Here is a 19,827-nt window from a genome sequence, read left to right as displayed (position 1 = left end):
CAGGAGGCCGCGAAGTGTCCGATTACACGCTGCGACAACTCGAATACTTCGTCGCCGTCGCAGAGGCGGGCAGCGTCACCCGCGCAGCGGCATCGGTACACCTGTCGCAGTCGGCGATGTCCGCAGCTCTTGCCGACCTGGAGAACGCGTTGTCGGTGCAACTGCTCGTACGCCATCACGCCAGGGGAATCAGCCTGACGCCGGCCGGCAAGGAACTGCTGGTGGCCAGTCGCCAACTTCTGGCTTCCGCGGCCGATTTGCGGGCGGTGGCACAGGGTTTGGGGACCTCGCTCAGCGGAACGCTGTCGATCGGTTGCTTCGAGGTGGTCGCCCCGTATCTGCTGCCCGAACTCTTGGCCGCGGCCGCCGAGAAGCTGCCGAAACTCCACCTGAACACCACCGAAGTCGACCTCGCCGATCTCGCGGAGGGCGTCGCCAACGGCACGTTCGAGCTGGGCATCGGCTACGACCTTGTCGCCGACACCCGCCTCAAGCGGTGGCCGCTGTTCATGCTGCCGCCGTACGTGCTGGTGGCCGGAGACCATCGCTTCGCCAAGCGCGAGAGCGTCGACCTGGCCGAACTGGCCGACGATCCCATGGTTCTGCTCGACCTTCCGCACAGTCGCGACTACTTCCAAAGTGTGTTCGCCGCAGCCGGTGTCACGCCAAACATCCGCTACCGGTCGACGACGGTGGAGACGTGTCGGGCGCTGGTCGGCCGCGGTTTGGCCTACTGCGTTCTCAACCTGCACGCCGCGGTGCCGGTGGCACTCGACGGCCACGCCGTCGCCGCGGTCCCGCTCAGCGGTGACCCGCCGAGCCTCACGGTCGTCCTGCTCGACGCCGTGGCTGCCCGGCCCACCCGGCGCGCCAGCGTCATCGCCGAACTCTGCCGCAGCCTCTTCGCGGGACCACCCGGCGTCTAGCGTCGTGAGCTGCGAGGATCGATTTCCCCGATGCCGTACATCGGATCTACGCGCTGTACAGATGTAGGCGGTGGGCTGAACCATGGAGGCCGAGCACGATCAGTGAATCCGTGGAGGTCAAGTTGTCGAGCCAAGAAGTCGAGGTTCTCGTCGTAGGGGCGGGACAAGCGGGGATCGCAATGAGCGAACACCTCGGAGCGCAAGGCATTCCGCACCTCGTCGTCGAGCGTGATCGAGTAGCCGAGCGCTGGCGGTCGTGGCGCTGGGACTCGCTGGTGGCCAACGGCCCCGCGTGGCACGACCGCTTCCCCGGGCTGGAGTTCGACGTCGCGCCCGACGCCTTCGCGGGCAAGGAGGAAGTCGCCGACTACCTCGTCGCGTATGCCGACAAGGTGGATGCGCCGATCCGTACCGGCGTCGAGGTGTACTCGGTACGAAAGATGGATGGCCGAGCGGGTTTTCGCGTCGAGACCTCCGACGGGAGCGTCGACGCGCGATTCGTCGTCGCCGCCACCGGAGCGTTCCAGAAGCCGGTCATCCCACCCCTGGTCCCCGAGACCGCCGGTCTGCATCAAATCCACTCCAGCGACTATCACAACCCGCAGCAGCTGCCCGACGGTGGCGTACTGGTCATCGGGGCGGGATCGTCGGGGGTGCAGATCGCCGACGAGCTGCGCCAAGCCGGCCGTGACGTCCATCTGGCGGTCGGACCGCACGACCGTCCACCGCGCAGCTACCGCGGTCGTGACTTCTGTTGGTGGCTGGGCGTTTTGGGCAAATGGGACATGGCGGCGCCGCCGCGTGGTGCCGAGCACGTCACCATCGCGGTGAGCGGTGCGCACGGCGGACACACCGTCGACTTCCGCGATCTGGCCGCCAGCGGGATCACGCTGCTTGGCATGGCAGGCCCGTACGAGGATGGCGTGATGGCCTTCGCGCCGGATCTGTGCGAGAACATCGAACGCGGTGACGCCAACTACCTTTCGATGCTCGACGAGGCGGATGCGTACATCGTCCGCAACGGCGTCGACCTCCCCGAGGAACCGCAGGCGCGGGTCTTCGGCCCAGACCCGGAGTGCATGACCAACCCCATCGGATCGGTCGACCTCGCCGCTGCCGGCATCACGTCGATCATCTGGGCCGTCGGTTTCGCCTTCGACTACGGGTGGCTGCAGGTCGACGCCTTCGACGAGAACGGCAGACCGCGGCACCAACGTGGCGTCTCGACCGAGCCGGGAATCTACTTCCTCGGCCTGCCCTGGCAGTCCCGTCGAGGATCGAGCTTCATCTGGGGTGTCTGGCACGACGCCAAGTACCTCGCCGACCAAATCGCCATCCAACGAAGCTATTTCGCCTACCAGGCGCCCGCACTGGCAGAGCGGTGACGGCACCACCAAACCAGAGAGGAGTTCCGTCGATGACCGACGAGACACCCGCAGGCGCGACCCATCGCAGAATCCGGCCCTTCAACACGAAGGACACCTACCCGGAGCAGAATCTCGCCAACGACCTGTGCCAAGCAGTGGTTGCCGGCGACGTCGTCTACCTGCGCGGGCAGATCGGTCAGGATCTCGACACCCGCGAATCGGTGGGAGTCGGTGACGTCGAGGCTCAGGCAGAGAAGGCCATGGCCAACATCGCCATGCTGCTCGAGGAGGCGGGCAGCAGCCTCGCCGACATCGTCAAGGTGACCGTCTACCTGGTCGACATTCGATACCGCGAACCGGTCTACCGGGTGATGGGTCGCTGGCTGAAGGGCGTCTATCCGGTGTCGACGGGCCTCGTCGTCCAGGCGCTGGCGCGGCCCGAGTGGCTGGTCGAGATCGATGCCACCGCGGTGCTCAGCCAGGGAACGTCGTGACGTTCTCGTTGGTCGTGCGCGACGGTTCGGCGTTTGGGATGGTCGTCTGCTCGTCCAGTCCGGCCGTCGCGTCGCGCTGCGTGCACCTGCGTGCCGGGGTGGGCGCCGTCGCGAGCCAGAACGTGACCAACCCGCACCTCGGCACCGTCGCACTGGACGCACTCGCTGGCGGAGCGGCCGCCGACGAGGCGCTGAAGGCGACCGTCGCCGGGGAGCCGCATGCCGACTACCGCCAGCTGATCGTCGTCGACGGGTCCGGTCGGACCGCGATCCACACCGGCACCAAGGCGCTGGGCATCCGTCACGAAGTCGGCACCGAAAACGCCGCAGCGGCAGGCAACATGCTCGCCGACGAGGCTGTCGTCACCGCGCTTCTGGACGGCTACCTGCGGTCCGAAGCGAACACCACCGAACAGCGTCTGCTCGACGGTCTCGCCGCCGCGCTGAGCGCCGGAGGCGAGGCAGGACCCGTGCACTCCGCAGGACTGCAGGTGGTCGACGACGTGCCGTGGCCCGTCACGGATCTGCGGGTCGACTGGCACGACGACCCGATCGGTGAGCTGCACCGGCTGTGGACGGTGTGGCAACCGCAGAAGGCCGACTACCGCACTCGAGGGCTGGACCCCACTGCCGCACCGACATACGGGGTTCCGGGGGACCTATGAGCCTCGAACTCGAAGACGCCGTCCGGTCGGCGGCCGACCGGGTGATCGACCGGCTGCTCGGGCTGTCGCACGACTTGCACGCCCACCCCGAGATCGCCTGGGAGGAAGTGCGATCGTGTGCCCGCGTCGCCGGTGAGCTGGCCGACGCCGGGTTCGACGTGCAGGAGCGGTTCACCGGTTTGGAGACCGCCTTCCTGGCACGCCGTGGCACCGGCCCGCTGCACCTGGCGGTGTGTGCCGAGTACGACGCGTTGCCGGGCATGGGACATGCGTGCGGACACAACGTCATCTCCGCGATCTCGACCGGTGCTGCGCTGGCCCTTGCGCCGCACGTCGACGATCTCGGGATCACGCTCTCGGTGTTCGGCACGCCCGCCGAGGAGGGCGGCGGCGGGAAGATCGAAATGCTCGACCGCGGCGGGTTCGCAGGCGTCCACGCGGCCGCCATGGTGCATCCCGGTCCAGTCGACGTCGCACGTGCCGAGCCATATGCCGTGTCACACAGTCACATTCAGTACGACGGCAAGTCCGCGCACGCCGCCGCCTACCCGGATCGCGGGATCAACGCCGCCGACGCGTTCACCATCGCCCAGGTCGCCATCGGGATGTTGCGTCAACAGTTTCCGCACGACGTCCGGGTGCACGGCGTCATGACCAACGGGGGCGAGGCGCCCAACGCCATCCCGCAGCGCACCGAGGGGCGCTGGTACGTGCGGGCCGGGTCGCTCGCCGAACTGGCCGCCCTCGAACAACGGGTCACCCGCTGCTTCGAGGCAGGCGCATGGGCCACCGGCTGCGAGTTGACGGTGACCCCGGAGAGCAAGCCGTATGCGGAGTTTCGCAACGACGACGGGTTGCTCGACGCCTACGTGCGGCGTGCAGAGCAGCTTGGCAGGCGCTTCAGCTCGGGTGCCGACTCGCTCATGAACCGGGCCTCTACCGACATGGGCAACGTTTCCCAACGCATCGCCGCGATCCACCCGTACATCGGCATCGACTCGTTGCCCGCCGTCAACCACCAGCCCGAGTTCGCCGCCGCGGCGATCTCGCCGGCCGCCGACCGGGCTGCGGTCGACGGGGCACGTGCGTTGGCCCTGACCCTACTCGACGCGGCGTCCGATCCCCAGACGCGTCGGCGACTTCTCGATGCCGAAGAGGGAGTTCGACCGTGACGAGTGTCGAAACGCGGGTGGAGCACGACCTGCTCGGCGACTACGACGTGCCGGAGGCCGCCTACTACGGCGTGCACACCGCGCGTGCGCTCCTCAACTTCCCGATCACCGGTATGCCGATCTCGCGGTACTCCGAACTGATCGTTGCGCTGGCGTGTGTGAAACTGGCTGCTGCGCAAGCCAATCATCGGCTCGGTCTGCTCAGCACCGAGCGTACCGACGCGATCGTCGCGGCGTGCCACGAGATCAAGTCCGGTAAGCTACACGACCAGTTCGTCGTCGACGTGATCCAAGGTGGTGCCGGCACGTCGACCAACATGAACGCCAACGAAGTCATCGCCAATCGTGGTTTGGAACTTCTGGGTCATCGGCGCGGCGACTATCGGCATCTGCACCCACTCGAGCACGTCAACCTGGGTCAGAGCACCAACGACGTGTACCCGACGGCGCTCAAGGTCGGGCTCCAATTCGCCGTGCACAGGCTACGACTGGCGATGACGGAGCTGGTCTCGGCGTTCGCGGACAAGGCAATCGAGTTCGGTGGGCACCTGAAGATGGGGCGCACGCAGTTGCAGGACGCGGTGCCGATGACGCTGGGTCAGGAGTTTGGCAGCTACGCCGTCATGATCGGCGAGGACGGCGACCGGTTGGCTGAAGCCGTCCTCCTGATCTCCGAGATCAACCTCGGGGGCACCGCGATCGGCACCGGGCTGAATTCGCACCGGGGTTACGCCGAGGCGGTGTGCGAGGAGCTGCGCGCCATCACCGAACTGCCGTTGGTGACGGCGTCGAACCTCGTCGAGGCCACCCAGGACGTCGGCTCCTTCGTCCAGCTGTCCGGCGTGCTGAAGCGCACCGCGGTCAAGCTGTCGAAGATTTGCAACGACCTGCGGCTGCTGTCGTCCGGCCCACGCGCCGGCCTCGGTGAGATCAATTTGCCGCCCGTGCAAGCGGGTTCGAGCATCATGCCGGGCAAGGTCAACCCGGTGATCCCCGAGGTCGTGAATCAGGTTGCGTACGAGGTGATCGGGAACGACATCGCGGTCAGCATGGCCGCCGAGGCCGGTCAGTTGCAGCTCAACGCCTTCGAGCCGATCATCGCGCACAGTCTGTTCGAATCGCTGGCACATCTGACGGCCGCGTGCGACACCTTGCGGACGCGCTGCATCGTGGACATCACCGCCAACGTCGCGCACATGCGCGCCATGGTCGACCACTCGATCGGTTTGGTGACCGCGCTGAACCCCTACATCGGCTACGAGGCGGCGTCCCGGTTGGCGGCCGACGCGCTGAGCTCCGGCTCCGACATCGCATCACTCGTGTTGGACCGCGGCCTGCTGACGGCCTCGGAGCTCGCGACGATCCTGGAGCCCCACAACCTGACTGGGCCGCGCTAGGCTCCGGCGCCGAGAGCCGCGAGGGACTGCACCGCGCCGCTATGTCACCGGCAACGTCCGTGCCAGGTCCGGATTGGCCGCGAGGTAACCGGCGAGCAGTTCCCGCGCGACGGTGACCGAGTCGACGAGTGGGTGCAGTGCAAACGCCTGAAGCGCTTCCGAGACCGACCCCGTCGTGGCCGCGGAGATGGCATGGCGTTCAACGGCTTTGACTTGCTGCATCAAACCCAGCTGATGGAGGTCCGGCTGGGTCTCCAGCGTCAGGGGGTGCACGCCGTTGGCGTCGACCATGGTCGGCACCTCGACCACCGCGTCGTCCGGCAGGCCGGCGATGGTGCCGCGGTTGCGCACGTTGAGGATCATCGTGCGCCTCTCGTCACGGCTGATCGCCGTCATCACACCAAGGGCCACCCCGGCGTAACCCAGATGCGCGGGATCGGTTTCGCGATCCCGCTCGACGGTGGGCGCGCCCTGCACGCCGCCCTTGGCCTCCGCCATGTAACTGGCGCCACGCTCGTCGACCGCACCCGTCCACAGCTTGGCCGCGAGGTGGGGTTCGGCGGCGGCGTCGTCGAAGAACCGGCCCTGAGTCTCCAACAGGAAATCGCCTCTCGTCTGCGGAGATTCGAGAATGCGCCGCACGGCGTCGCGGTTGAAGTAGTAGTAATACAGGTACTCGTTGGGGATCAATCCGAGGGTGCGGAGCCACTCGGCGCCGAACACCTGGGTCTCCTCCATCCGAGCCAGGCGCCGATCGTCGGCAAGCAGCGCGGGCAGGACGTCGACGCCGTCGACCAGGACCCGCCGCATCCACCCCAGGTGGTTGAGGCCCACGTAGTCCATCTGGATGCGGGTGTGGTCGTAGCCGAGGACGCCGGCCACGCGTCGCCCCAAACCCGATGGGGTGTCGCAGATTCCGAGCGCCCGGTCGCCCAGCACGCTCTGCAGCGCTTCGGTGATGATGCCCGCCGGATTGGTGAAGTTCAGGAAGTAGGCCTTCGGGGCCACCCGGCGGATGGTCTCGGCGATCTCGAGCATCACCGGCAGGGTGCGTAGGGCGTAGGCGACACCGCCCGGTCCCGTGGTCTCCTGGCCGAGCACGTTGAGGTCGAGTGCGACGTGCTCGTCGCAGCACCGTTGCTCGACCCCGCCGACCCTGACGGCGGCGAACACGAAGTCGGCGCCCTCCACGGCGGATTCGAGATTGGTGTGGGTGCTCAGGGTGGGTACGTCGGCGAATCCGTCGGCGAGCTGGTCGAGGATGGCGGTGATGGTGGCCAGCCGCGACTCGTCGACGTCGTAGAGGGCGACCTCCGTCACGCGGGGCGAGCCCTGATCGCGGATGAGGGCTTGCCAGACGTAGGGGGTGCGGAATCCGCCGCCACCGAGGATCACGAGCTTCATGCGACGATGACCTTTCCGCCGCCTTCGCGGCGCTTTGAGATTTCTTCCTCCGGGGTGCCGGGGGTGGTGATGAGCACGTCGACCTCGTCGAGGGAGCACAGCCGTAGCGCCCCCGAGCCGGGGAACTTCAGTTCGCTTGCCAGCAGCACGATGCGATGGGAAGCGGCGATCATCGCGTGTTTGATGGGGGCCTCGACCGCCATGTTGTCCAACACACGACCGCCGCGAACGCCGGTGCAGCTCAGAAACATCACGTCGGCGCTGAGCTGGCCGAGGACCTGTTCGGCCAGTGGCCCCACCAGTGACTGCTGGTTGCGGCGCAGCACACCGCCCAGCAGCACCAGCTCGACCGCGTCGTCACTGCGGACCTCGTCGAGCACCGCCAGATTGGACGTGATGATGGTGACGGGGCGGCCTCGGAGTTCCCGTGCGACCAGCGGAGTGCTCGACCCGATGTCGAGCACGACGACGTCGCCGTCACCGACGAGCCGGGCGGCCTCGACCGCCATTCGCTGGCGCAGCTCGTAGTCGGCGCGGGTCTCGGAGACGAAGGGATCCTCGACCCCGCCTGAGTCGGTGATGTTGGCACGGCTGCCCTGGGTGAGCATCGCTCCGCCGTAGAGGCGTTCGAGCCGGCCGCCCTTGGCCAGCACGTCCAGATCGCGGCGGATGGTGGATTCGCTGACACCCAGTGCCCCGGCAAGTTGCACGACCGACTGCCCCCCGCTGCTGAGCGCAGCGAGTATCCGTTCATGGCGCTCGGCGAGGAACATGCGGGGAATCGTACCCACCACCTGACCGACTATGCGTGACTCTGATGGACTTTGGTCCAAATATCTCGGATATCCGGCGCATTCACCACCGCAACGCTATCGTCACGCAGTGAATGCAAGATGAGCACGCGCAGAACGTCAAACTACGTCAGACGGTGGAGGTAGCCGGGAGTGACCGATCGTGACATCGACGTCCTAGTGGCGGGCCGGGTCTTCGCCGACCTGGTCTTCACCGGAGTGCACGCGCCCGAACCGGGCGCCGAGGTGTACGCCGACGGATTCGCGATCTCACCCGGAGGTGCCGCCAACCGCGCGGTCGCTTCCGCGCGGCTCGGGGCTCGCACCGCGTTGGTCGCCGAACTGGGGGACGACCCCATCGGGTGCATCGTCGCGCGGAGTCTGAAGGCCGAGCCCGACCTGGATCTGCGCTTCGCCGTAGAGCGGGCGGACTACCAGATCCCGATCTCCGTGGCGATCACCGACGGCCACGAGCGCTCGTTCGTCACCTACGAACACTCCGGGGAACTACCGCCGTGGCCGGCGTCCACCCCGGTGCGAGTTGCCCATGTCGGCCTCGGCCGCGGTCCCGTCCCCGCTCAGGCAACACGGCTGCGCGCCAACGGAACCACGATCGTCGGCGGGGTCGGATGGGATCCCTCTGGGCAGTGGTCGGAGACCCTCCTGGACCATCTCGAAGGCGTGGACGTCCTCATCGTCAACGATCACGAAGCGGTCCAGTACACCCGAGCCGGCACGGTGGACGCCGCTCTCGACGTCTTGGCCCGGGTGGTCGACACGGCCGTCGTGACCCTCGGCCCACGCGGTGCGGTGGCTGCGCGGGGATCTGCCCGGCTGCACGTGCCTGCGATCGCGGTGGACGCGGTCGACCCCACGGGCGCCGGGGACGCGTTCGCCGCGGCCTTCATGGCTGCCACGGCATGGGAGTGGGAGCTGCATGACCGGCTGAGGCTGGCCAGCGTCTGCGCCACCTGCTCGGTGCGCAGCGCCGGCGGAGCACGCAGCGCACCCCACCCCGTCGAGATCGCGCAGCTGCTCGCCGACCACCATTCCGACCCCGGCTGGGCCTCGGTCCGGCAGTGGGCCGAACAACGCTCTGAAAACCCCGTCCCCGCAACCCCAGGAGCACTGACGTCATGATGAGAAACCGACTGTTCCGACTCGGCGCCGCCGTCGCCGCGGCCGGCGTGGCGTTGTCGTTGTCTGCCTGCGCCCCAGGGCCTTCCGGCGACACGGCGGCTCCGTCCCCGACCAACGAGGCGTCCAAGGACATCTCGTCCGCGGGTCCGGTGACGCTGACCGTCTGGGACCAGAACACCGACGGCGGCATCTCCAAGGCCCAAGACCAGCTGAACGCGCAATTCCACGAGAAGTATCCGAACGTCACCATCAAGCGGACCGTGGAGTCGTTCAGCGATCTGAAGACCACCCTGAAGCTGGCCTTGTCGAGCAACACCCCGCCCGACGTCGTGCAGGCCAACCAGGGGTACCCAGACATGGGCGCCTTCGTCGCCGCCGGGATGCTGCGCCCGATGAACGACTACGCCAAGCTCTACGGCTGGGACGGCTACTACCCGGAGGCGCTGCTCAAGCAGAACAGCTTCTCCAGCGACGGCAAGACGTGGCAGGGCGACACGCTGTTCGGGGTGTCCCAGACCGGCGAGGTGGTCGGCATCTACTACAACCGGCAGCTGCTCTCCTCGCTCGGGCTGCAGGCGCCAAAGACCCTCTCGGACTTGAACTCTGCGATGGCGGCGGCCAAGGCCAAGGGCATTTTGCCGATGGCCTTCGGCAACCTCGACAAGAGCCCGGGAATCCACATGTTCGGCGTGGTCCAGGCCGCTCTGGCCGGCGCTCCCGCGGTCAACGAACTGGTCAGCGGCCAGGGCGGGGCATGGACCGACGAGCCGTCGTTGAAGGCAGCCCAACAAGTCGCCGACTGGAGCAAGCAGGGGTATCTCACTCCTGGCACCAACGGGGTGTCCCGCGACGACGCCGTCGCGGGATTCGGCAAGGGTGGAGCCCTGTTCACCTTGACCGGCACCTGGTTGCAGCAGACGATGCAGGACGACCTCGGTCCGAACGCCGGCTTCACGACGCTGACCTCAACCGACGGCCAGCCGGCGACCACCGGTGGTCAGGGACTGGCGTGGGCGATCACGTCGAAGTCGGCACACCCCGACGTCGCCGCCGCCTACGTGGACTTCATCACCAACGCCAAGGCCGCCCAGACGCTCCTGGACACCGGCAACCTGCCCACCGTGCTGCCTGCGGACTACCAGCCACAGCCGGGCACCGTCGCCGCCGACATCGCGACCCAGTACCGCGACGTCCAAAAGGCCAACGGCGAAGTGCCGTATCTGGATTACTCCACCCCCACCTTCTACGACACCATCACCGCCGGGATGCAGGAACTCATCGGCGGCCAGTCCGACCCGCAACAGTTCGTCGACACCCTGCAGAAGGACTACGCGGCCTTCCTGGCGGGCAAGAAGTAGCCCGTGACGCTGCATCAACCCGAGCAGCGGGCGGTCACCGGGCCGAGTGAGGGCGAGGCGGTGGCCGCTACTCGGAGGCGCCCGGTCCGCCACTCCAAGAAGGCGTATCTGTACGTGGCGCCCGCATTCCTGGTCTTCGCGGCCTTCCTGGGTGCTCCGGTGGTGCAGACCGTGCAGTACTCGTTCTATGACTGGGACGGCATGGGCAGGTCCACCGCCGCCGGGTTGTCGAACTACGTGGCGGTGTTCACCGACGAGCGCCTTCGGGACTCCTTCCTGCACGCCGGGGTGTTGATGCTGTTCTACGCTGCCGCACCGGTTTTGATCGGGCTGTTCCTCAGTGCGCTGATCTCTCGGGCGCACGCGATGAGATCCATGTCGTTCTTTCGGACGGTGCTGTTCCTGCCGCAGGTCATCGCGACCGTGGTGATCGCGACCATCTGGATCTCGATCTACTCCCAGGACGGGTTGCTCAACCAGACCCTGCGCCTGGTCGGACTCGACTCGCTCAGTCGCGTGTGGCTGGGCGACCACACCTTCGCCCTCGTCGCGATCGGCTTGGTCGGCACGTGGCTCAACATCGGTCTGTGCCTGGTGCTCTTCCTGTCCGGCATCGGCAACATCGCCCCCGAGCTCTTCGAGGCCGCGCGCCTCGACGGAGCCGGCCGGGCAAGGGAATTCATCGCGATCACCCTGCCGTCGCTGCGTGGTCAGATCGCCGTCGCGTTGACGCTGACGGTGGTGTCCGCGCTGAAGACCTTCGACCTGGTCTTCATCACCACGCGCGGTGGGCCGGGCAACGCCACGTCCGTTCCGGCCTTCGAGGCCTACAACCGTGCGTTCAACACCGGTCAGGTCGGGCTGGCGTCGGCGATCGCCGTCGTCCTGACGGTCGTGATCGTGCTGCTGACGGTGTCGATCAGTCGCATCGCCTCGCGGGAGTCCGAATGAACCCGTCCCGCACCGAGAGGGTCGTCAACCAGCTGATCCTGGCCGTCTTCGCACTGTTCGCGGTGGTTCCGTTGCTGGGGGTGCTGTTGTCGTCGGTGACCCCGGCCAGCCAGAACTCCGGCGGGTTCTCGATCCCGGACTCCGTCGACCTGGGCAACTACGGGGCTGCGTGGAGTCGCGGCAACTTCAGCGGCTACCTGCTGTCGAGCGTGCTCGTCACCGCCGCGGTGGTCATCTTGAGCGTCGTCCTGGCGACACTCGCCGGATTTGCGTTCGCCCGCATGCACTTTCGCGGCTCTTCGGTGCTGTTCTATCTGCTTCTCGTCGGGCTGACGCTGCCGACGGAGGCCTTCATCATCCCGCTGTACTTCAACCTGCGGACGATCGGACTCACCGACACCTACTGGGCGCTGATCCTGCCGCAGACCGCGCAGTCGCTGGCCTTCGCCGTGTTCTGGATGCGCAACCAGTTTCGGGGGTTCCCCGGCGAGATCATCGAGGCCGCGCGCCTCGACGGCTGCAGTGACCTGCGGGTGCTGTGGAGGGTCGTCGTCCCACCGTCCCTGGCGCCCATGATGACGATGGCCGTCGTCATCACGATGTGGACCTGGAACGAATTCCTGCTGCCCCTGGTGATGGTGGTCTCGGACAGTCGGCGCACCGCCCCACTGGGATTGGCGCTGTTCCAGGGGCAACACCTGACCGACTACTCACTGCTGGCCGCGGCCGGGGTGATGGTCGCACTGCCCATCGCCGTGCTCTTCTTCGCGCTGCAGAAGCGCTTCATCAACGGCATGGTCGGCGGCATCTCGTCACGCTGACCGCGTCCCCACCACCACGACTCACAGGAGCACCCATGGCCGCGATCCGATTCGAGAAGGCCCAGCACTGGTATCCCAACGCGCCGGCGGCGGCGGTGGCCGGCATGGACCTGGAGATCGCCGATGGCGAGTTCATGGTGCTGGTCGGCCCGTCCGGCTGCGGCAAGTCGACGACGCTGCGGATGTTGGCCGGCCTCGAAGAGCTCACCGCCGGCTCCATTTACCTTGGTGATCGGGACATCTCGACGACGGCGCCCAAGGACCGCGACATTGCGATGGTGTTCCAGAACTACGCGCTGTACCCCCACATGACCGTGGGCGGGAACATGGAGTTCTGCCTCAAGAACGCCGGCATGTCCCGCGACGAACGCAAGCGCCGGGTGGCTGCGGCCGCACAGACGCTGGGGCTCACCGACTACCTCGACCGCAAGCCAAAGGCGTTGTCGGGTGGTCAACGGCAGCGGGTCGCGATGGGTCGGGCCATCGTTCGCAATCCGCAGGTCTTCTGCATGGACGAGCCGTTGTCCAACCTGGACGCCAAGATGCGCGTGCAGACCCGCACCGACGTCGCCAAGCTGCAACGCGACCTCGGCGTCACCACCGTCTACGTCACCCACGACCAGACCGAGGCGATGACGATGGGCGATCGCGTCGGTGTCATGAAAGACGGAGTACTGCAACAGGTTGGCGCCCCGATGGAACTCTACGATCGTCCCGCGAACGTCTTCGTCGCCGGTTTCATCGGCTCGCCTGCGATGAAGTTCTTCGACGCGGACGTCGACGGTTCCTCCGTGACGGTGTGCGGACACGCGATGGCGTTAGCGCCCTCCGGTGGCCACGACGGCCCGGTCGTGGTCGGAGTGCGTCCGGAGGGCTGGCGACTGACGACCCCCGGCGACGGCATCCCCGTCACCGTCGGGGTGGTCGAGACCCTGGGCGCCGACGCATACCTGTACGGCACGGCGCGCGTCGAGGGCGGCGACGCCGACGTCATCGCCCGCATCGGCAACCGCGAACGGGTCGGGACGGGCGACACCGTGCACATCACGGCCGACGGACCCGCGATTCACCTGTTCGACCGGGTGACGGGCGTGCGCGTGAGTTGACCGCCGGTCAGCGGCCAGCAGGCTTGGCCGTCTTGGTGATGCGGTCGACCACGTCGAGCAGGCCCTGGTCCGCCTCCGACGTCGGGGGATGCCCGCCGAGGGCACGGTTGAGGGCGTTGTAGTAGAGGCCGTCACCGATCAGCTTCACCGCACGTGCGACGTCGAGGTCGCCGAGCGCGTCGTGCAAGATGGCCAGCCAATTGTCGGAGGCTTCTTCGATTGCCGCCCGTGCCCGGCCGTCGCCGGACTGGCGCAACCGGGAGACCGCCACCAGGGTTCGGTCCAGGGGGGTGTTCGCGTACTGCGACGAGCGGACGTAGTAGCGGGCCGGGCCCTCGTCCGAGGCGCGCATTGCCTCGGCATCCTTCGCGGCGAGGATCGCCAATTGGTCGCAAAGCCCCACGGCGAGTTGATCTTTGGACGGAAAGTGATAGAGCAACCCGCCCTTGGACACGTCGGCCTTGGCGGCCACCGCTTCCAGCGTGGCTTGACGCTCACCCTCGGTGATGAGGAGGTCCGCATACGCGTCCAGGATGCGGTCCCGGGAAGAGGTCACGAACTCAGTTTACGACGACCGCCCCGAAGTGTACCGTCTGGACGGTGTAGTCCCGTGGCTTGGCATGGGTACGGAGTGGAGGAACGGGACGATGGGCGCCTACCGGAACCTGTTGCGGGTGCCCGGCGTGGTGAACGTGACGGCTTCGCAGCTCTTCGCGCGCCTGCCGTTGGGCATCCTGTCTCTGGCGATCCTCATGCACGTGCACCGGCTGACGGGCTCCTACGCTCTGGCGGGCGTCGTGGTCGCGGCGGTCGGCGCTGGCGAGTCCGCCGCGATGCCGCTGACCTCGCGGCTCGCCGGCCGAGTCGGGGTGGCGCGCACCCTCGTGACGGCGGCGGTTGTCAACGCCATCAGCACCCTGTGGCTGGCCTTCGCCGGCTCGTCCGCGTGGACGTTGACGGCGCTCGGCGTGATTGCGGGCGCCTCCATTCCCCCGCTGATGCCGGTCGTGCGGGCCCTGTATCCCCGGATGGTTCCCGAGGACGAAGTCCGCACTCTGTTCGCGCTCGACACCACGGCGCAGGAGCTGATCTGGGTCATCGGCCCCGTCGCGGCCACCGTGCTGGCGTCGTCGATCTCCACGATGTTCCCGTTGATCCTGTGCGCGGCCGTCACCCTGGTCGGGACCGTCTGGTTCCTCCTCGGCTCGCGCCGCCTGCACCCGGAGAAGGCGGTGAACGAGAACAGGTTTGGTCGCGTCCTACTGCACAGGGCGGTGATCCTGGCGATGGTGTCCAGCCTCGTCCTGGTGGGGTCCTTCACCGCGCTGGAGGTCGGCATCATCGCCGCGTTGGGCAAGGACGGCGTCACCGCGGGAGCGGCGATCGCCTCGGCAAGTGTCGGTTCGCTGCTGGGCGGCTTGGTGTTCGGGCATCGGCGCCTCGGCCTGTCCGGTGTCGTCGCGGCGCTGTCGACCGTCGGCGTCGGAGTCGGCCTCTACGGCGTCGCCGACGGTCTGCCACTGCAATTCGCGGCCCTGTTCGTCTCGGGCGTCGGATTCGCTCCGGCGATGTCTGCGCTGTACCTGATGGTGTCTCGAGAAGTCGGTCAGCACATGGCCACCGAGGCATTCGGCTGGCTCAGCAGCGCGGCGATCGTCGGGGGTTCCATCGGCACTGCCGTCGCAGGCGTCGCCACCGACGCGTACGGCCCTCGCGGCGCGGTCGCGGTGTCGCTCGTCATGACCGTCCTGTCCGCGGTCAGTCCGCTCGTCGCCAGGGCGTTCGGTCCGCTGCCCGGCCTCGCGAGGGTCCCGGCGCCGCGCGCGCCTGCCCCGTGCGTCAACTGAACGACGACACGTCCCTGACTGCGCCACGATCGGCGGACGTCGCCATGGCCGCATATGCCCGAAGAGCGCTGGACACCTTGCGCTTCCGCGACGCCGGCCGATAACCGCCATGGTCGAGACGCCGCTCGTGGCGGGCGTCCAAGACCTCCTTCGGCACTAGCAGTTCGATGCGACGAGCCACCACGTCGACCTCGATGAGATCGCCGTCCTCGACCAGGGCAATCACGCCACCGGCGGCCGCCTCGGGTGACACGTGTCCGATCGCGAGCCCCGAGCTCCCGCCGGAGAAGCGACCGTCGGTCACCAGTGCGCATACCCGGCCAAGGCCACGACCCTTGAGAAAGGACGTCGGGTGCAACATCTCCTGCATTCCCGGGCCGCCTCGGGGTCCCTCGAAGCGCACCACCAGGACGTCTCCGGCCGTGATGCGGCCACCCAGAATGGCGTCGACCGCTTCCTCCTGTGACTCGACGACGACCGCAGGACCCGTGAAGTGCTGCATGGTCGGATCGATCCCCGCGGTCTTGAGCACGCAACCGTCTTCTGCGAGATTGCCGCGCAGCACCGCAAGGCCGCCGTCGACCGAGTAGGCGTGAGCGACGTCGCGGATGCAGCCACCGCTGCTGTCGCGGTCCGGCGACTCCCATCGGTTCGACTGTGAGAACGCCGTCGCCGAGCGTTGACCACCCGGCGCGGCGCCGAACAGTTCGACGGCGTCGGCGGACGGCTCGGCTCCGCGGATGTCCCAGCGGTCGAGCCATTCGACGAGGTTGGGTGCATGCACGGAGTGGACGTTCTGGTCGAGGACGCCGCCGCGGCTCAATTCCCCGAGCAGTGCGGGGATTCCGCCGGCGCGGTGCACGTCCTCCATGAGGTGGACCCCGTTCGGCGCGACCTTGCACAGGCACGGCACGCGGCGGGCAATCGCGTCGACGTCGTCGAGGGTGAAGTCGAGCTCGGCCTCCTGCGCCGCAGCGAGGAGATGGAGCACCGTGTTGGTGGACCCACCCATTGCGACGTCCGTCGCCATCGCATTGGCGAACGCGGCGCGGCTCGCCACCCGTCGGGGTAGCACCCCTTCGTCGTCGTTGTCGTACCACCGGTGCGCGATCTCGACCACCAGAGCGCCGGTTCGCTCGTAGAGACCGCGCCGCGCAGTGTGAGTGGCCAGCGTCGAGCCGTTCCCCGGCAGGGCAAGCCCTAGCGCTTCGACCAGACAATTCATCGAATTGGCGGTGAACATGCCGGAACACGATCCGCAGGTCGGGCAGGCCGCGTCTTCGACTCGTGCCAGATCGGCGTCGCTCACCGCGGTGTCCGCGGCGCCGCTCATGGAGTCGATGAGGTGGAGTCCGGCCCGGACCGTGCCGTCGACCAGGGTTGCCCGCCCGCCCTCCATCGGTCCGCCCGAGACGAATACCGTCGGAATGTCGAGCCGCAGCGCCGCCATCAGCATGCCAGGAGTGATCTTGTCGCAGTTGGAGATACACACCAACGCGTCAGCGCAATGAGCCTCCACCATGTACTCGACCGAATCGGCGATGAGCTCTCGGGACGGCAGCGAATAGAACATTCCTGCGTGTCCCATGGCGATGCCGTCGTCGACGGCGATCGTGTTGAACTCGCGTGGAATCCCGCCGGCCTCCCGAACCGCCTCGGAGACGATGCGCCCCACCGGCTGCAGGTGGGTGTGGCCGGGGACGAACTCGGTGAAACTGTTGGCGATCGCGACTATTGGTTTTCCAAAGTCTTCGCGGGCGACCCCGGCGGCCATGAGCAGCGCGCGAGCGCCAGCGGCGTTGCGGCCGTGGGTGACGGTTCTGGATCGAAGCTCTGGCATGTCTCGACCCTCCCCGACCACGGGCTCCTCGAGAAGACGGCTCTACTACTAGTAGTGAGAGCACTAGCATCGACACCGTGAGTGGCGAGCCCGAACGTCGGTCCGAGATGGGCGCGTTCCTGCGATCTCGACGTGAACAAATGCCCCGTGCCGCCCACAACCTGCCGCCGCTGCCTCGGGGCCGCGTGAACGGCCTCCGCCGCGAGGAGGTGTCGTACCTCTGCGGCGTGAGTGTCACCTGGTACACGTGGCTCGAACAGGGCAGGGCGATCACGCCATCCCGCCAGGTGCTCGACGCCGTCGCCCAGACACTGCGCCTCAGCGGCGCCGAACACGAGTACCTGCTCGGACTGGCCGGGTACGCCGCGCCCGTACCGTCGGCGCCGATCGCCGTCACGCCAGCGCCGCCGCACATTCAGCGGTTGCTCGACGAACTCGGTGACCGGCCCGCCTACGCGCTCTCCGCCGACTGGTCCATCGCCGGGTGGAACGCCGCATATGCCGCTCTGTATCCCAACGTGGCGCGCACCGAACCCGGCCAGCGCAACCTCCTCTGGTTGGTGTTCACCGATCCCGCGGTGCGCGACCTCCTCGACGACTGGGAGGTCACCAGTCAACGATTCCTCGCAGAGTTCCGCGCCGAGACGGCGTCCCGACTGACCGACTCCCACATCCAAGACGTCGTCACGCGACTGCGCGAGGCCAGCGCCGAATTCCGTGCGGGATGGGACGGACATCCGGTCGCCGGATTCGTCTCGCGCGAGCGCACCTTTCATCATCCGACCGTTGGAACCCTGCATCTCGAGCACCATCAACTACGCGCGTCGGACCATCCGGACCTACAACTCGTCATCTACACACCGTTGGACGACACCACGCGGACCCGCCTCGCGCGGGCGTGACGGACGCTACGCAGGCGGCAACGTCTTGGCGTACAACGACTTTCCCGACGCGTCGCACAGCGTGACCGTCAGCGCCCTTGAGTCCGAAGCGATGCTTACTTCGCCGAAGTGTTGGTAGCCCTCGGCAGGGGAGACGTTCTTCTCCTTGGGGGCATGGACGAACTCGTAGCGTGCGCCGAAGGTGCCGTCGAGCGGGCTCTCCGGAAACGCGCCAGCGTTCAGCGGCCCGGAGACGAACTCCCAGAACGGCGTGAAGTCGGTGAAGCCGGCGTGCTCCGGGTGATACGAGATCGCTGCGGTGTAGTGCACGTCGGCCGTGAGATACACGATGTTTCGGACCTCTTTGGTCTCGGACAGAATCCGCGAGAACGCGATCTCACGGCCCAGCGGGCGCCCGTTCTCACCCTGCGCGACCGCCTCCATGGACGGCGGACCGCCGACCGGGTTCGACGCCGCATCCGGTACCACGATGCTGATCGGTAGGTCGTTGGCGACGACCTTCCAGACTGCCGTCGAGTTCTTCAAGCCGTCGATCAACCACCGAGTCTGTTCGCGCCCAAGGATTCCGTCGTCGTCGGATTGCCCCCACGCGTTTGGATTCGGATCCTTGTAGGAGCGCATGTCCAGGACGAAGACGTCGAGCAAGGGCCCGTAGGCGATCTTGCGGTGCAGTCGACCGTCGACGGCCTCCGACGGTTCGACGGGCTGCCACTCACGCCACGCCTGAGCCGCGTAGCCGGCCAGCTCGTTCACGTCGACGGTGGTGTAGCCCTTGCGGTCCTGCCCGGCGAGCGACTCGCCGGGGAACCAGTTGTTGAGCACTTCGTGGTCGTCCCACTGAATCAGTTGGGGGACTGAGGCGTTGAATCGGCGGTAGTGGTCGTCGGTGAGGTTGTAGGCGTAGTTGCCGCGGAAGTCGTCGAGCGTCTGAGCCACGTGGTCCTTGGCCGGCGCCGTGACGCTCGCGTACGTGCCGCCGTCGTTCTGCTTCTGCGTCTCCGGCACCGGACCGTCGGCATAGATCGCGTCACCGGAGTGGACGAAGAAGTCTGGTTGCCGGTCGGCCATGGCGCCGAAGATCGCCATGCCGCCCTGCCTGCTGATTCCCCACCCCTGGCCGACGACGTCGCCCGACCAGACGAATTTGACGTTTCGTGGCTGTGTCGCAACGGTTGTGAAGACGCCGACCGCGGGCTCCGACCTAGCTCCGTCCTCGCCCTCCAGGGTCACCCGATAGTGCACCGTCTGCCCCGGCTCGAGGCCGGTGACGCGGATGCGCCCGGTGCCGTCGGACGCCGGGGTCAACCGAGGTCCGTCGATGCGGACCGGATTCGAAAACGACTCCGTGGCAGAGGTTTCGACGATCATGCGGGCGGGGGAGTCGGAGCGGGCCCACACCAGTGCGCCGTCGGTACGTGGATCACCGCTGGCGACGCCGTGGGTGAGTCGCGGACGATTGGCGATCAGGCCGGTGCTCGTCGGGGGCCCGCCGGTGCCCGCGGCGCCGCAGGCCTGCAGGGCCGCGGTTGCGGGCACTATCAGTGCGCCGGCCAACGAGGCGCGCAGGATGGAGCGACGGCCAATCTGTCGGTGCTCGGTAGGGGCCATGCGGGCCAGCATGCGGCGTCTCGGCGACGCGACGGCCA

Annotated in this window: 18 protein-coding genes; 13 read left to right on the top strand and 5 right to left on the bottom strand. The window is 67.5% G+C overall.

Translation table 11 applies throughout. The annotated features are described in order from the left end of the window. Positions 1 to 14 precede the first annotated feature (14 nt). From B1790_RS00375 to B1790_RS00350, 6 genes are all read left to right on the top strand, one after another. Positions 15 to 926: a LysR family transcriptional regulator gene (locus tag B1790_RS00375; RefSeq protein WP_079921151.1), complete on the top strand. Its 912-nt coding sequence runs from the start codon at positions 15 to 17 to the stop codon at positions 924 to 926. Positions 927 to 1,048: 122 nt separating this feature from the next. Beyond that, positions 1,049 to 2,311 (top strand): NAD(P)/FAD-dependent oxidoreductase, encoded by a 1,263-nt coding sequence (locus tag B1790_RS00370; protein WP_079921302.1) that lies wholly within the window; start codon positions 1,049 to 1,051, stop codon positions 2,309 to 2,311. A 32-nt stretch (positions 2,312 to 2,343) separates the two neighbouring features. Continuing rightward, complete coding sequence (locus tag B1790_RS00365; protein ID WP_079921150.1) at positions 2,344 to 2,787, top strand: RidA family protein; 444 nt, start codon at positions 2,344 to 2,346, stop codon at positions 2,785 to 2,787. Next, complete coding sequence (locus B1790_RS00360) at positions 2,784 to 3,452, top strand: DUF1028 domain-containing protein (RefSeq protein WP_079921149.1); 669 nt, start codon at positions 2,784 to 2,786, stop codon at positions 3,450 to 3,452. The genes B1790_RS00365 and B1790_RS00360 overlap by 4 nt, the downstream gene beginning before the upstream one ends. Next, positions 3,449 to 4,624: a M20 family metallopeptidase gene (locus tag B1790_RS00355; RefSeq protein WP_079921148.1), complete on the top strand. Its 1,176-nt coding sequence runs from the start codon at positions 3,449 to 3,451 to the stop codon at positions 4,622 to 4,624. The genes B1790_RS00360 and B1790_RS00355 overlap by 4 nt, the downstream gene beginning before the upstream one ends. Then, the gene (locus B1790_RS00350) at positions 4,621 to 6,021 is read left to right on the top strand and encodes an aspartate ammonia-lyase (RefSeq protein WP_079921147.1); all 1,401 of its coding nucleotides are present in this window, start codon (positions 4,621 to 4,623) and stop codon (positions 6,019 to 6,021) included. Before B1790_RS00355 ends, B1790_RS00350 begins: the two co-directional genes overlap by 4 nt. A 39-nt stretch (positions 6,022 to 6,060) precedes the next feature. Here the strand turns inward: B1790_RS00350 and B1790_RS00345 are convergent, their stop codons facing one another. Beyond that, positions 6,061 to 7,425 (bottom strand): 6-phospho-beta-glucosidase, encoded by a 1,365-nt coding sequence (locus B1790_RS00345; protein WP_079921146.1) that lies wholly within the window; start codon positions 7,423 to 7,425, stop codon positions 6,061 to 6,063. Beyond that, positions 7,422 to 8,198 carry a DeoR/GlpR family DNA-binding transcription regulator gene (locus B1790_RS00340; RefSeq protein WP_079921145.1) on the bottom strand — a complete coding sequence of 259 codons (777 nt, stop codon included), beginning with the start codon at positions 8,196 to 8,198 and terminating at the stop codon, positions 7,422 to 7,424. The genes B1790_RS00345 and B1790_RS00340 overlap by 4 nt, the downstream gene beginning before the upstream one ends. 171 nt (positions 8,199 to 8,369) lie before the next feature. Here B1790_RS00340 and B1790_RS00335 point away from each other — a divergent pair, with 171 nt between their 5' ends. Genes B1790_RS00335 through B1790_RS00315 form a run of 5 tightly spaced genes read left to right on the top strand, consistent with a single transcriptional unit; the run spans position 8,370 to position 13,592 of the window. Continuing rightward, positions 8,370 to 9,356 carry a carbohydrate kinase family protein gene (locus tag B1790_RS00335; protein ID WP_079921144.1) on the top strand — a complete coding sequence of 329 codons (987 nt, stop codon included), beginning with the start codon at positions 8,370 to 8,372 and terminating at the stop codon, positions 9,354 to 9,356. Further along, positions 9,353 to 10,714, top strand: coding sequence for an extracellular solute-binding protein (locus tag B1790_RS00330; protein WP_079921143.1), 1,362 nt, complete (start codon positions 9,353 to 9,355; stop codon positions 10,712 to 10,714). The genes B1790_RS00335 and B1790_RS00330 overlap by 4 nt, the downstream gene beginning before the upstream one ends. A 3-nt stretch (positions 10,715 to 10,717) precedes the next feature. Further along, on the top strand, positions 10,718 to 11,665 hold the full coding sequence (locus B1790_RS00325) for a carbohydrate ABC transporter permease (protein WP_233164858.1): 948 nt from the start codon (positions 10,718 to 10,720) through the stop codon (positions 11,663 to 11,665). Continuing rightward, positions 11,662 to 12,486 (top strand): carbohydrate ABC transporter permease, encoded by an 825-nt coding sequence (locus B1790_RS00320; protein ID WP_079921142.1) that lies wholly within the window; start codon positions 11,662 to 11,664, stop codon positions 12,484 to 12,486. The genes B1790_RS00325 and B1790_RS00320 overlap by 4 nt, the downstream gene beginning before the upstream one ends. A 35-nt stretch (positions 12,487 to 12,521) precedes the next feature. Beyond that, positions 12,522 to 13,592, top strand: coding sequence for an ABC transporter ATP-binding protein (locus tag B1790_RS00315; protein WP_079921141.1), 1,071 nt, complete (start codon positions 12,522 to 12,524; stop codon positions 13,590 to 13,592). Positions 13,593 to 13,599: 7 nt separating this feature from the next. Here the strand turns inward: B1790_RS00315 and B1790_RS35585 are convergent, their stop codons facing one another. Then, the gene (locus B1790_RS35585) at positions 13,600 to 14,148 is read right to left on the bottom strand and encodes a TetR/AcrR family transcriptional regulator (protein WP_079921140.1); all 549 of its coding nucleotides are present in this window, start codon (positions 14,146 to 14,148) and stop codon (positions 13,600 to 13,602) included. Between the two features lie 91 nt (positions 14,149 to 14,239). Between B1790_RS35585 and B1790_RS00305 the strand changes: the two genes are divergently transcribed. Continuing rightward, positions 14,240 to 15,439 (top strand): MFS transporter, encoded by a 1,200-nt coding sequence (locus tag B1790_RS00305; protein WP_079921139.1) that lies wholly within the window; start codon positions 14,240 to 14,242, stop codon positions 15,437 to 15,439. On the opposite strand, the gene ilvD is transcribed toward B1790_RS00305, so the two are convergent. After that, complete coding sequence (gene ilvD, locus B1790_RS00300) at positions 15,432 to 17,279, bottom strand: dihydroxy-acid dehydratase (protein WP_079921138.1); 1,848 nt, start codon at positions 17,277 to 17,279, stop codon at positions 15,432 to 15,434. The two genes, B1790_RS00305 and ilvD, sit on opposite strands and share 8 nt — an antisense overlap. A gap of 77 nt (positions 17,280 to 17,356) precedes the next feature. On the opposite strand from ilvD, the gene B1790_RS00295 reads away from it, so the two are divergent. Then, positions 17,357 to 18,181: a helix-turn-helix transcriptional regulator gene (locus tag B1790_RS00295; protein ID WP_079921137.1), complete on the top strand. Its 825-nt coding sequence runs from the start codon at positions 17,357 to 17,359 to the stop codon at positions 18,179 to 18,181. A 6-nt stretch (positions 18,182 to 18,187) separates the two neighbouring features. Here B1790_RS00295 and B1790_RS00290 read toward each other — a convergent pair whose 3' ends face one another. Continuing rightward, the gene (locus B1790_RS00290) at positions 18,188 to 19,789 is read right to left on the bottom strand and encodes an alkaline phosphatase (protein ID WP_079921300.1); all 1,602 of its coding nucleotides are present in this window, start codon (positions 19,787 to 19,789) and stop codon (positions 18,188 to 18,190) included. Positions 19,790 to 19,827 lie beyond the last annotated feature (38 nt).

Origin of the sequence: Mycobacterium sp. AT1, from assembly GCF_002043095.1 — a bacterium.
Lineage (GTDB): Bacteria > Actinomycetota > Actinomycetes > Mycobacteriales > Mycobacteriaceae > Mycobacterium.
Note: the sequence above shows the minus strand (reverse complement) of the source record. Positions and strands in the feature narration are given on the sequence as shown.

Excerpts from the sequence above, each read along its gene's own strand:
- B1790_RS00365 (WP_079921150.1), top strand. The coding sequence starts at position 2,344 with ATGACCGACGAGACACCCGCAGGCGCGACCCATCGCAGAATCCGGCCC.
- B1790_RS00355 (WP_079921148.1), top strand. The coding sequence starts at position 3,449 with ATGAGCCTCGAACTCGAAGACGCCGTCCGGTCGGCGGCCGACCGGGTG.
- B1790_RS00345 (WP_079921146.1), bottom strand. The coding sequence starts at position 7,425 with ATGAAGCTCGTGATCCTCGGTGGCGGCGGATTCCGCACCCCCTACGTC.
- B1790_RS00340 (WP_079921145.1), bottom strand. The coding sequence starts at position 8,198 with ATGTTCCTCGCCGAGCGCCATGAACGGATACTCGCTGCGCTCAGCAGC.
- B1790_RS00330 (WP_079921143.1), top strand. The coding sequence starts at position 9,353 with ATGATGAGAAACCGACTGTTCCGACTCGGCGCCGCCGTCGCCGCGGCC.
- B1790_RS00320 (WP_079921142.1), top strand. The coding sequence starts at position 11,662 with ATGAACCCGTCCCGCACCGAGAGGGTCGTCAACCAGCTGATCCTGGCC.
- B1790_RS00315 (WP_079921141.1), top strand. The coding sequence starts at position 12,522 with ATGGCCGCGATCCGATTCGAGAAGGCCCAGCACTGGTATCCCAACGCG.
- B1790_RS00305 (WP_079921139.1), top strand. The coding sequence starts at position 14,240 with ATGGGCGCCTACCGGAACCTGTTGCGGGTGCCCGGCGTGGTGAACGTG.
- ilvD (WP_079921138.1), bottom strand. The coding sequence starts at position 17,279 with ATGCCAGAGCTTCGATCCAGAACCGTCACCCACGGCCGCAACGCCGCT.
- B1790_RS00290 (WP_079921300.1), bottom strand. The coding sequence starts at position 19,789 with ATGGCCCCTACCGAGCACCGACAGATTGGCCGTCGCTCCATCCTGCGC.